This window comes from Nocardia sp. NPDC050378 (assembly GCF_040655675.1).
Taxonomy (GTDB): domain Bacteria; phylum Actinomycetota; class Actinomycetes; order Mycobacteriales; family Mycobacteriaceae; genus Nocardia; species Nocardia coubleae.
Genome location: NZ_JBFAKI010000001.1, coordinates 100,908 through 112,531 on the forward strand (window position 1 = coordinate 100,908; position 11,624 = coordinate 112,531).

At 68.2% G+C, this 11,624-nt stretch carries 12 protein-coding genes; 2 read left to right on the forward strand and 10 right to left on the reverse strand.

The window, feature by feature from the left end; translation table 11 throughout:
• Positions 1-34: 34 nt before the first annotated feature.
• From AB0I35_RS00470 to AB0I35_RS00505, 8 genes are all read right to left on the reverse strand, one after another.
• Positions 35-1,960 carry a glycosyltransferase gene (locus AB0I35_RS00470; protein WP_357393037.1) on the reverse strand — a complete coding sequence of 642 codons (1,926 nt, stop codon included), beginning with the start codon at positions 1,958-1,960 and terminating at the stop codon, positions 35-37.
• Complete coding sequence (gene glf / locus AB0I35_RS00475; protein WP_357393039.1) at positions 1,957-3,195, reverse strand: UDP-galactopyranose mutase; 1,239 nt, start codon at positions 3,193-3,195, stop codon at positions 1,957-1,959. The genes AB0I35_RS00470 and glf overlap by 4 nt, the downstream gene beginning before the upstream one ends.
• 159 nt (positions 3,196-3,354) lie before the next feature.
• Complete coding sequence (locus AB0I35_RS00480; protein WP_357393041.1) at positions 3,355-3,975, reverse strand: hypothetical protein; 621 nt, start codon at positions 3,973-3,975, stop codon at positions 3,355-3,357.
• Between the two features lie 48 nt (positions 3,976-4,023).
• On the reverse strand, positions 4,024-4,569 hold the full coding sequence (locus AB0I35_RS00485) for a hypothetical protein (protein ID WP_357393043.1): 546 nt from the start codon (positions 4,567-4,569) through the stop codon (positions 4,024-4,026).
• A gap of 24 nt (positions 4,570-4,593) precedes the next feature.
• Positions 4,594-5,004, reverse strand: coding sequence for a hypothetical protein (locus tag AB0I35_RS00490; protein ID WP_357393045.1), 411 nt, complete (start codon positions 5,002-5,004; stop codon positions 4,594-4,596).
• Between the two features lie 30 nt (positions 5,005-5,034).
• Positions 5,035-5,607 carry a hypothetical protein gene (locus tag AB0I35_RS00495; RefSeq protein WP_357393047.1) on the reverse strand — a complete coding sequence of 191 codons (573 nt, stop codon included), beginning with the start codon at positions 5,605-5,607 and terminating at the stop codon, positions 5,035-5,037.
• A gap of 117 nt (positions 5,608-5,724) precedes the next feature.
• Positions 5,725-6,483 carry a MerR family transcriptional regulator gene (locus AB0I35_RS00500; RefSeq protein ID WP_357393049.1) on the reverse strand — a complete coding sequence of 253 codons (759 nt, stop codon included), beginning with the start codon at positions 6,481-6,483 and terminating at the stop codon, positions 5,725-5,727.
• 68 nt (positions 6,484-6,551) lie between these two features.
• Positions 6,552-7,265 carry an SDR family oxidoreductase gene (locus tag AB0I35_RS00505; RefSeq protein ID WP_357393051.1) on the reverse strand — a complete coding sequence of 238 codons (714 nt, stop codon included), beginning with the start codon at positions 7,263-7,265 and terminating at the stop codon, positions 6,552-6,554.
• Positions 7,266-7,372: 107 nt separating this feature from the next.
• Between AB0I35_RS00505 and AB0I35_RS00510 the strand changes: the two genes are divergently transcribed.
• Positions 7,373-7,999 carry a helix-turn-helix domain-containing protein gene (locus tag AB0I35_RS00510; RefSeq protein WP_357393053.1) on the forward strand — a complete coding sequence of 209 codons (627 nt, stop codon included), beginning with the start codon at positions 7,373-7,375 and terminating at the stop codon, positions 7,997-7,999.
• Between the two features lie 58 nt (positions 8,000-8,057).
• Here the strand turns inward: AB0I35_RS00510 and AB0I35_RS00515 are convergent, their stop codons facing one another.
• Positions 8,058-8,972, reverse strand: coding sequence for an EamA family transporter (locus AB0I35_RS00515; protein ID WP_357393055.1), 915 nt, complete (start codon positions 8,970-8,972; stop codon positions 8,058-8,060).
• A gap of 104 nt (positions 8,973-9,076) precedes the next feature.
• Here AB0I35_RS00515 and AB0I35_RS00520 point away from each other — a divergent pair, with 104 nt between their 5' ends.
• On the forward strand, positions 9,077-9,577 hold the full coding sequence (locus tag AB0I35_RS00520; protein ID WP_357393057.1) for a MarR family transcriptional regulator: 501 nt from the start codon (positions 9,077-9,079) through the stop codon (positions 9,575-9,577).
• Between the two features lie 220 nt (positions 9,578-9,797).
• Here the strand turns inward: AB0I35_RS00520 and AB0I35_RS00525 are convergent, their stop codons facing one another.
• On the reverse strand, positions 9,798-11,399 hold the full coding sequence (locus AB0I35_RS00525; RefSeq protein ID WP_357393059.1) for a SpoIID/LytB domain-containing protein: 1,602 nt from the start codon (positions 11,397-11,399) through the stop codon (positions 9,798-9,800).
• Between the last annotated feature and the right edge of the window lie 225 nt (positions 11,400-11,624).

The following is an 11,624-nucleotide window of genomic DNA, read 5'->3' on the forward strand; positions in this document are numbered from 1 at the left end:
TCGTCGAGGAGTTCCAGTTCCGGGTTGATCGCGTTCACTTGGCGGTTCCTGTCAGGCCGAAGGTCTTCTCCCACGCCGCCGTGCTGGTCAGCTCGGCGTGCGCGGCCCGGTAGCGCTGCTGCATCTCCGGGAAGCGGGCGGTGAGCTCTTTGCGCAGGCGAAGGGCTTCCTTGAGCAGCTCCGCCGCCTTGCGCGGGTCGCGTTTGCGGTACACCACGCCACGGCCGTCGGCGGTCGTCACGGTCACGCCGTCGACCTGCGAGAGCAGGAACCAGCGCGCGTCCAGCGTCGGCACGTTGAGCTGTGGTGTCTCGTGGGCGGCCGGGTCGGCCTTGCGGAAGTTGTGCACCACGCCCTTGGCCAGGCGCGCCACCTTGGCGATGGGGTTGCCCGGTTCGCCGACGGCGCCGACACCGTGGCGGCTGGCCAGCGGCAGTTCGGTCGACGACGGAACCACGACGGCGTCCGGGTACTCCTTGCGCATCGCGTGGATCTTGCCCAGCGCGCTCGGCAGCAGGTCGAACAGACCTTCCGGCCCGGCGAGGAAGTCGCGGATCGCCTCGTTCTGGATGGCGACCGTGGAGTACTCGAGGCACAGCAGGTGCTTGAGGGTGGCCTTGACCGTGTTCACGATCATCGGCTTGCCGTCGCCCGGCAGGTGCAGCGAGGCGACCACCAGCCGGTTGCGCAGGTGGAAGTAGGCCTGCCAGTCGATGGCGTCGTCCTTGTCGGACCAGGCCATGTGCCAGACGGCGGCACCGGGGAGGGTGACCGTGGAGTACCCCGCCTCGCGTGCGCGCAGACCGTATTCGACGTCGTCCCACTTGAGGAACAGCGGCAGCGGCTGACCGATCTGCTCGGCGACCTTGCGCGGGATCACGCAGGTCCACCAGCCGTTGAAGTCGACGTCGATGCGCCGGTGCAGCAGCTTGGAGTTGTCGCGATCCTTGAGCGGGTATTTCGAGAAGTCGTGGTCGTATTCGACATTCGGCGCCGACGACCACATGAAGATCCCGCGATCGACGACCTCACCCATGCTGTGCAGGTGCGAGCGTTCCTGCAGGTTCAGCATCTGCCCGCCGACCAGCAGCGGCGACTTCGCGAACCGGGAGAACGCGAGGGCACGCAGGATCGAGTCGGGCTCGATCTCGATGTCGTCGTCCATGTAGAAGATGAACTCGGCGTCGGTCTTCAGCGCCTCGTACATCACTCGGCTGTACCCGCCGGAACCGCCGAGGTTGGGCTGGTCGCGGATGGTGAGCCGGTCGCCGAGAACCGCTGCGGCCTCGTCGAACCCGGGTTCGTCGACGACCTTGCGGTTGCCCTGGTCGGCGACGATCACCGCGGCGATATTGTCGAGCACCAGCGAGTCGGAGCCGAGGGCGCCGAGGGTTTTCACCAGGTCGGTGGGGCGGTTGAAGGTGGGCATGCCGACGGCGATGCTGCCGCTGCCCGGCGCCACCTGCGGCGCGTACCAACCGCCCGCGAGCAGGGTGACGGCCGTGTCGGTGGTGATGTCGAACCAGATCCAGCCGCCGTCCTCGAACGGGCCCAGATCGGTCTCGAATTCCACCGACACCGAGTCGGCTCCCTGCGGAACAGCGAACTCCTTGCCCTGCACGTGGATTCGCGATCCGTCGGCCTTGGAGCGGTACACGTCGACGCGACCGTGCCCGGCCAGTTCCAGCCGGAGCACCACCGACTTCAGCACGCTCCACCGACGCCAGTAGCTGGCGGGCAGCGCGTTGAAGTAGGTGCAGAACGACACCTCCGACTCCGCGCCGATCGAGAGCGCGGTGCGGCTGGTGGCGTGCGCGCGGCGGGCGTTGGTGGTGGATTCCTCCAGGTAGAGGGTCCGCACGTCCAACGGCTCGCCCGGGCGCGGCAGGATGACGCGTTGCAGCAGCGACTTGGCGCGGGTCTCGGTGGTCACGTCCTGCAACACCGGCTGCGCGCTCACTGCTCGTCCACCAGGGGCGCACCGGACTCGAGGTGCGGGCGGAGCACGTTCTCGAACATGCTCAGCGCCGAACCGATCGCCATGTGCATGTCCAGGTACTGGTAGGTGCCGAGGCGGCCACCGAAAAGCACCTTGTTCTCGGCGGTTTCGCGCTTGGCGCGCTCGCGGTAGGCGAGCAGTTTGGCGCGATCCTCCGGGGTGTTGATCGGGTAGTACGGTTCGTCGCCGGTCTGCGCGAAGCGGGAGAACTCGCGCATGATGACCGTTTTGTCGGTCGGGTAGTCGCGCTCCGGGTGGAAGTGGCGCGGCTCGATGATGCGGGTGAACGGCGCATCGGCGTCGTTGTAGTTCATCACCGAGGTGCCCTGGAAGTCGCCGATCTCGAGCACTTCGGTCTCGAAGTCGATGGTGCGCCAGCCCAATTCGCCTTCGGCGTAATCGAAGTACTGGTCGACGGGGCCGGTGTAGACGACGGGGGCGTCGGGGTTTGCGGCGCGGACCTCGTCACGCACGTCGAACCAGTCGGTGTCCAGGCGCACATCGATGAGCTCGGAGGCGGCCATGTTCTCCAGCCACTTCGTGTACCCCTCCTTGGGCAAGCCCTCGTAGGTGTCGTTGAAGTAGCGGTTGTCGAAGGTGTAGCGCACCGGCAGGCGGGTGATGTTGCCCGCGGGCAGTTCCTTCGGGTCGGTCTGCCACTGCTTGGCGGTGTAGTCGCGGATGAACGCCTCGTAGAGCGGGCGCCCGATCAGCGAGATCGCCTTCTCCTCGAGGTTCTGCGCGTCGGCAGACTTCACCTCGGCGGCCTGCTCGGCGATCAGCTTGCGGGCCTCTTCCGGCGTGAAGTAGCGGCCGAAGAACTGCGAGATCAAGCCCAAGCCCATAGGCAGCGGATATGCCTGGCCCTTGTGCAGGCCGAACACGCGGTGCTGGTAGCCGGTGAATTCGGTGAACTGGGTGACGTAGTCCCACACCTTCTTGTTCGAGGTGTGGAACAGGTGCGCGCCGTACTTGTGGATCTCGATTCCGGTTTCCGGATCGGGCTCGGAGTAGGCGTTGCCACCCAGGTGGTAGCGGCGGTCGATCACCAGCACCCGCTTACCCAGCACGTTCGCGGCCCGCTCGGCCACGGTCAGGCCGAAGAAGCCGGACCCGACCACGATCAGGTCGTACTGGTTTGCCTGGCTGGCGGAATCTGCGTTGACGGAGTTACCCGGGGACGATGCGGCGGTCACGGGTGCCCAGCGTATCGGAAGACCGCCGATTGTCCCGGCGGAGTCCGTGACCGACTTCTGACCTGCGCTTTTATCAGCCGCTACCAATAGGACCGAATCGACGGCAAGGCGTACGGCGCCGTCGGGAGTGAGTCGCTGTTCCGGGGCGGGATTCGGGTGTCAGTAGTAGGGATATGGGGTCGGGCGGCCGGCGCGGATCCAGCGGCCCGTCGAGGGGGCTGCCGTCAGGATGAGGATGATGAGGGGGAAGAACGAGATCACGAGGGCGCCCGCGATCGCGCCACCGGCCTCCGATGAGGAGGTCTGGCTCAGGGCCATGAGGGCCGAGACCCAGGTGCCTGCCAAGGCGAGGGTCGACAGCAGGATCAGGAGTACGCGGCCCGCGGTCTTGCGGCGGAACAAGAGAATCGAGCCCAGGAGCCACAGCAGGCTGGGGGCGGCGCCGATGGCGAGGCCGATGGTCACCTCGGACCGGCCCGCTTCGTCGGTGGCGCTGGTCGCCTCGGTGCCGAAGATGACGGCCGCGGCGATTCCGAGTCCGCCGAGGGCGATCAGCGACAGCAGCAGCGAGATGACAGCGGCGGTGATCGCCGTTCCCCCGCCGGGGCGTGGCGGGGCGTAGCCCGGCGGGTACGCGCCGTAAGCCGGTGCGCCATAGCCGTATTCGGCATAGGGCTGGGCACCGTAGGGCTGGGCGTAGGGGTCGGGGGCGTAGCCCGGTTGTGCGTAACCCTGTGCCGCGTACGGGTCGTAGCCCTGTGGGCCGTGCGGATACCCCATCGTTCCCCCTCCTGATGGGCTGTGTGCCCAGGTGCTGACCGGCTGAAACTATACGGCCGGTCCGACAAGATCTTTCGGGCGTGCGCGCGTGTAGGCCGCCGTCCACGGCAGGAGCGCCGGGAGCAGCACGATCGCGCCGAGACCGGTCGAGGTGCCCGCGGCGGTCCAGTTGTGATTGACGATCGCCGTCACCGCGCCCGGCACCCCACCGAGACCGACGAAGATCGAACGCAGTACCGATTGGTCGGCGAACCAGTGGATGCCGTACCCCGAGTCGTAGCCGATGAGCGTGGCGAGCAGGGCGAGCAGCCCGAGGCCGAGTTGCGCTGCGGCGGCCACGATCAGCACCCAGCGGCCGCTGTCGTCGCGGCGGGCGAGCAGCAACGCGCCGTAGCCGAAGGCGAACGCGGCGGCCAGCGCGCCGAGAGTGCTGAAGAGGACGAGCGAATCGTCGAGCAGCTCCGGGTCGCTGAAGAAGGTGCGCAGGACGTACGCCGCGCCGAGCAGATTCGCGACGGCGGCGAACGCGCCGAGGGTCACGGCGACGACGGCCGTCACGTCACCGAGAGTCGTTGTCTTCTCCTGCTCGAGCATGGTCCGACCGTATCCCGTCCGCCGCTATCGCGTCGCGGTCCAGCGGCGCGTCGGCTCGATCACGCTGAACACCACGATCACCACATTGAGCCCGAGCCAGCAGTCCAGCGGCCCGAACCGCCAGCCGTGACTCGCCCCGTTCAGCACGACGACAAGCCCCGTCGCCCCCGCCATCACCGCCGCCATCGTGAGCAGCACTCGCCTGCCGAGCATCCGGCGCCGCAGCAACAGCACCGCGCCGAGCAGATACACCACGCCGAGCCCGCCGACGATCCCCGCGCCCACATAGTCGAGATCGAGCTGACGCCCGAGCGTCCGCAGCACCGCGGTGGCCACCCCGACGACGATCCCCGCCACGCCGACCAGCACCCCCAGCCAGCCCGCGATCAGCGCGGTCACCGCGCGCGAAGGCCCCTCCGGCCGCACCTGCTCCACACTGTCCCCGCTACTTGTCGTTGTTCGGAGTCAGTTATACGGCGGAACCGCCGGGCGTGGGCCGCTCGGTGGGGCGAGCTGGGGATTCGGTTGTGTCGTGACCCATCGGTTGGACGAGGGAAGCACCGTGAGCACCAGAATGAGCGCGGAGACCGTCGACATCCCGACGAACATGACTTTCGACGAGACGGATGAATGCGTGGCCAGTGGGCCGAGACAGGCGAAGATCCCCAATCCACTACCGATGGTCACCATGGTGAGCCCCGCCGGTCGCCGCGCGAGCAGCAACACCCCACCCAGTCCGAGCAGCACGGCGAAGCCGGAACCGGTGAACAGCTCGATCTGGTTTTCGAGCTGCATCCGGTCCCAGTCGACATCGACCCTCGGGTCGCGCATGCTATCCACCACTTGCAGCCCTGCATAGCCGCCTTGCGCGAGCGCCAGCCCGGCAAGACCGCCGAAGATCGAGATGATCCCCGCGCTCATGACCGCACCGGGCGGCGACCAATCCAGGCTCCGACGCCGTGGCGTCGGCGGAAATCCCTGCGGTCCTGGCTGATTGTGCATTTCTCCCCCGAAAATCCGTGACAGCGCCAGCGGCAAGCGCCGATCGGGAGCCTACCGGCAGGCTCCACCCGCGCAACGCGATCGACCGCGCCCGGACGGTGATCGTCCGGGCGCGGTCGCTGTCTTCACACCCCGTCGCGCTCCGGCCAATCCCTACGCCGGATGCGCGGCGGCATACGCGCGGAACGCATCCCGGATGTACTCGGCGGTGTTATCGCCGTGCACGTCGTAGTTCTTCCGGAAGCGCGGATCGGCGACATACATCTCGCCGAGACCGACGAGATATTCGTTGGTCACCGGCCGACCCTGCGTACCGTCACCGAGCCAGGCGCGATGCCGTTCGACGATGGCCTGCACCGTGTCGCCTTCCACCGGAAGACCTGCGGCGTGGGCCTTTCCGAAGTCGGCGGCGATGTCGAGCTGGGTCTGCAGGAACTGCTGCTTACCCTCTTCGCTCAGCGAACGCCACCAGCGGTCGCCGCTCTCATAGGCCTCCTTGCCCCAGCGCTGGGTGACTTCTTCCTTGTACTGCGTGTGGTCGAAACCGTCGAAAACCTCTGCGGCCATGAGCGGTTCACCTCTTTCCGTCTTGTGCAATGTGGTCGACACCGACTCGATCTGCCGCGCGATCCGATCCTGTTGCTGGCGAAGCAGTTCCAGGTGCGTGCGTAGCGCGTCGGTGGTGTTCTGTTCACCGGCGAGAACCTCGGCGATCACCGGAAGGCCGAGCCCGAGTTCGCGCAGCAGCAGAATGCGCTGCAGGCGGACCAGGGAGTTCTGGTCGTAGTAGCGGTAGCCGTTGGCGCCGATCCGGCTCGGCTCCAGCAGCCCGAGCTGCCCGTAGTGGCGCAGCGTGCGGCTGGTGGTGCCCGCGGCCTTCGCGAGGTCCTGAATGGACCATTCACCCACCATGACCAGCTCCTTCCTCGTCGATGAGACCAGTCTGCAAGTTGACGCTACGTCAAGGTCAACACCGAAAGTCAGAACCCGATCTCGACCTCGACGGTGTCGCGTTCGGTGTACATCCGCCAGTACTCGGCGCCGAGTTCGGCGTTGCCGATGCGCGGTAGCACCATCCCGTCGGGGATCAGCTCGGGATGGGCGTCGACCTGGTGCTGCACCGCACTGTTCTCGATGAGCGAGCCGATGGCGAGCAGCCCGGCGAACACCCCGGTGCCGTCGAGTTCGGCCGCCAACTGCCGGACATACGCACGCTGGGCGCCGAGGGCAACGCCCATATTCGCGAGGTAGGGCTGCAGATTCACCTCGGACGCACCGGAGGAGAACAGCAGCGCACCCCGGCCGCGCGCGAGCATCCCGGGCAGGAGTTCGCGACCGAGCTGGATCGACGAATACACCTTGAGCGCGAACGGCACCTCGAGCGCGGCCCGGTCGACCTCACGGGTCGACGCACTGCGCACCGATATCCCGGCGGCGGCCGCGTGCACCGCCACCTCGATCGGGCCCAGTTCCTCCTCGACCCGGGCGATCACCCCGGTCAGCTGGGCGGGATCGGTGATGTCGGCCGCGAAGGGCTCGGCATCGATCCCGACAGCGCGCAACCCCGCTACGCGCTCGGCGGCCGCGCCGGGATCTCGTCCGATCGCCGCTATCCGAAAGCCGTTGTGCCCGAAGACCTGTGCTGTTCCCGCGCCGAGCCCTGGTCCGTATCCGAAAATCGCGAGTGTGCGCATCCGGTAAGCCTCTTCAAGTTGAGTGCTGGTTCAAGTTATCGGCAACGTAGCACTAACTTGAACCCTGGCTCAAGATATTTCGGCGGGCCGATTTGTAGGATCGGCGGATGCCCGAGGACAAACCGTTGCGCAGCGACGCCAAGCGCAACCGTGACGCCCTGGTCAGCGCGGCCCGGGAACTCTTCGAGGAACGCGGCCTCGACGCGCCGCTCAAGGAGATCGCCGCACGAGCGGGCGTGGCAATCGGCACCCTGTACAACCGATTCCCCACCCGCGACGAGCTCATCGCCGCCGCCGTCGACGACCGGGTCGGGGCGGGCGCTCGCATCGCCGAGCAGGCACTCGAACTCGACGACCCATGGGAGGCGTTCGTTTTCCTGGTCGAGGGCATCTGCGCGCTGCACGCCGAGGACCGCGTGCTCGGCGAGCTCGCCCTGCGCAACCCACCGAGCCCGGCCCTCGAACGCGCCCGCGTGCACGGTCACGATCTGATGCGCCGAATCGTCACGCGCGCACAGCGGGCCGGGGTGTTGCGCCCGGACTGGACACTCGAGGACATCGCCTTCATCACCTGGTCACACACCAGCGTGCTCGCCGCGACCGCGCACGTCGCCCCCGATCTGTGGCGCCGCAACCTCGCCCTCATCCTGGACGGCCTGCGCACGAAAGCCGCACACCCCCTGCCGGTTCCGGCCCTCACCGAGGACCAGCTGATGCAGGCGATGCGCGGCTGACGGCCCCCTCCGCCGAGGCGGGTACTTCTTCGGGGCCGCAGTCCAACGGCACTCGGTCTCAGCGAGAGGCGACGACCGGCTCTCGTGACACGGTCACGACGCGGGCGGGCTTCGCCGGGATCTGGCCGAGGACCGTGCCCGCGAGGGCGATGACGAGGCCGAGGACCTGGAGCGGGGCCAGTGCCTGGCTCAGTGCGAGCCAGCCGATGACCGCCGCGGTGACGGGGCTGAGCAGGCCGAGGAACGAGACCGAGGTGGCCGAGACGCGGGCGATGCCGCGGAACCACAGCCAGTAGGCCAGGGCGGTGCCGATGATGCCGAGGTAGAGGTAGCCGCCGACGGCTTCGGCGTCGAGGGCGGGTGGGGCGCCTTCTACGAACAGGGCGAGGGGGGTGATGAGGAGGCCCGCCGCGGTGAGCTGCCAGCCGGTGACGGTGAGCGGGCCGACGCCGGTCGGGTGGCCCCATTTCTTGGCGAGCACCGTGCCCGCGCCCAGCGAGGCAGCGGCTGCGAGGCCCGCGAGTACGCCGACGGTGTCGAGTTCGACAGTGCCGCGCAGGACGACGAGGCCGACCCCGAACACCCCGATCAGACCGGCGAGAACCTTACGGCGAGTGGGCGTTTCGGCCAGCAGGGCGGCGGCGAAACCCAGCGCGAACATGGGTGCGATCGCGGCGAGCACGCCCGCCACACCGCCGGGGAGCCGGTAGGCGGCGAGGAACAGCAGCGGGAAGAAGACGCCCATGTTGAGGGTGCCGAGCACGGCGGCGCGGCCGATCCAGATACCGCGCGGCAGGGTGCGGGTGATGGCGAGCAGGACGAGACCCACGGGGAGCGCCCGCATGAGGGCGGTGAACAGCGGCCGGTCGGGCGGGAGGAATTCGGTGGTGACGGCGTAGGTGGAGCCCCAGGCGATGGGGGTGAGGGCGGTGAGGGCGAGGGTGCGCGCGTCGCCGTGGGTTGCGGTCGTCATGGTCGCTCCTGATTGATAATCTCAACGTTGAAATATCTACTCCTGGCGATGCCTCAGCGTCAAGTAGATGAATGTTGAGATATTTAACGGAGAGAGGAAGTCGCATGTCCGATGCCGTGGACTCCATCGTCGAACACTGGAATCGCGAACGCCCCGACGTCGACGTGTCGCCGATGGCGGTGATCGGCCGCATCACGCGCCTCGGCCGCCTCTTCGATCAGGAACTGCGCACGTTCTTCGCACAGCACGACCTGGAACGCTGGGAATTCGACGTGCTCGCCACCCTGCGCCGCTCCGGCGGCACCAAGGGCCTCACCGCGGGCGCCCTCAACCGCGCCGCCATGGTCACCTCCGGCGCGATCACCAATCGCATCGACCGGCTCGCCGCGAAAGACCTGGTCCGCCGCGTCCCCTGCGCCGACGATCGCCGCTCGGTCTTCGTCCAGCTCACCGACAAGGGCACCGAACTGGTCGACCGCCTCCTGCCCCTGCACGTCGCCAACGAGGAACACCTACTCGCCGTCCTCTCCCCCGAAGACCGCGACAACCTCGTCGCCCTGCTGCGCACGTTGTCCATCAGCATGGGTGATACGTCGATCGACTGAAGGCCGTCGAGCACCGCGCTCGGGGCCCTCGGCCGCGTTGCCGAAGGTGCGGATGACGTGTCGCGGTGGGTGGTCCGCTGCCCGGGCGTCGCGCGACTCACGTGTGGCCGCGAACCCGGGTGCCGGACCCGGTCGATCGACGGCTTCTCGGCGCACAACATCGCACGGAGTACATCCGACGGCTCGACCGGGCGCACGGTTCGGGCGCGGCGGAGGATCGCTATTCGGGCGGAGCCGCGTTCGCCTGCACCGGTGGGGGGACGGCACCCGGGTCCGGTTCGAGGATCTGTTCCGGGGCGAGGTTCGGGTCGACGCCGCTGCTCGCCTCCGACTCCGGTGCGCTGCCACCGTTCGGATCGGTGCCACCGCTCGGGTCTGTCACGGTGTTCGGAGCGGCATCGCTCGGCGGCGACGCGACATTCGGATCGGTGACACTCGGCTCGGGAACGGTCGAGCCGGGCTCGGGGGCTGGGCCGACATCGGCGAGGTTCGGGAGTTGGGGCGCGCCTTCGAGCGGCGGATCATTCTGCGGTCCAACTTGTTTCGGGCCGGTGGCGGCTGAGCCGGGAAGCTGGCCGCCCACCTCGGGTACCAACTGCAGCAGGGTGGAGAAGTCGACCACTTGGGCGCCAAGGGTTTTCGTCGCCACGATGACGCCGTTGGTGTACAGGCGGTAGGTGCCCGCGCGTTGGGGCAGCATCATCTCCGGGCCGATGGGGGCGCCGATCGAACTGCCGGGCCCACCGAGGCGGCGGTATTCGGTGTCGATCACCGACTCCCCCGCCAGCGCTTCGATGGTCGGGCCGGGATCGGCGGGGAGCTCGGGAAGCGCTGGGATGGGCAGGGATTCGACGAGGTCGCCGGGGGCTGGGCCGACGGCGAAGGTTTCGATGTCGGCGGGTCGGCCGCCGTCGGGAGCGGCGGAGTACTCCGAGCGCAGGATCAGGCCGTCGCGCAGCAGCACCGTGCCGACGGTGGCGGCGACGGCATCGGTGGTTCGCGCGTCTTCCTTGACCGTGCCCGGGTAGACCTGGCAGTCGGTGGTGTCGCAGGTCTGCGCGTACGGGTAGCGGTCTTCGGCGAGGGCGTAGGAGCGGGCGGCGATGGCCTGGGCGCGCAGCGCTTCGAACGCGCCCTGATCGGCCCAGTTGGCCTGCATTTCGGCGGGCAGAACGCCGGCGAGATAGTCCTCGATATCGACCTGGTTCACAGTCCGGTACGAGCCGTTCTCCAACGCGACGCCGAGCGCGCCGCGATAGGCGGTGCCGCCGCAGAGGGTGAGGTGTTCGTCGGCGGGGCGACCCGGCCCGGCACCGATCGGGTAGACGTAGGGGTCGTCGGTTGCGCTCTGCCACAACACTTCTCCGTCGCAGCCCGCAGTCACCACCACGCTGGCACCACCGTCGGGCATCGGGGTGAGATGGGCGGCTTCGCCGGGTCCGATCATCCGGCCCGCGACCTGTGCGCCCGCGGCGGCATAGGTGTCGAGGGTGGCGTCGTCCTGGGCTTGCAGGCGTACGCCGATGGTGGTTGCTCCGATTTGGCCGAGTTCCGCCCCGGGGTAGTAGTGGCCGAGGATCTGTTCGGCGTTCCAGCCCGCGCGCGCGTTGTCGAAGGCGCCGACCTGGCTCATGCCGCGGCCGTGCCCCGCGCCGACCGTCGGCTCCACGTCCGGCAGCAGCTGCCACAGCCCGAGTGCCCCGGTGAGCACGAGCGCCGTACCGCCGACCAGCACCGGAAGGGGTGGCGTCGCGTGTATCGGAACCGCACGGCGGCGGGTGCCGCGACGGGTCTTGCGGGCGATCGAGGTATCCGCTCTCATCCTGCGCTCCCACGGTTCGGGGGTTCTACCGGCGGAGCTCGCGTCGGCATGTCGTCCGCGCCGAGCGGGTTCCGAGGGCTACATTCGAGCAATCACATAACTCTCGAGTTGAGGTTTAGATGTGTGACGTATGTTAACTAGTGTGGTGTGTGAGGCAAGAGGAAGCAAGCATCACTTGCCGGTGATCTGCCGCTAGGGATGACACTGCTCGACCCTGATTGGAGA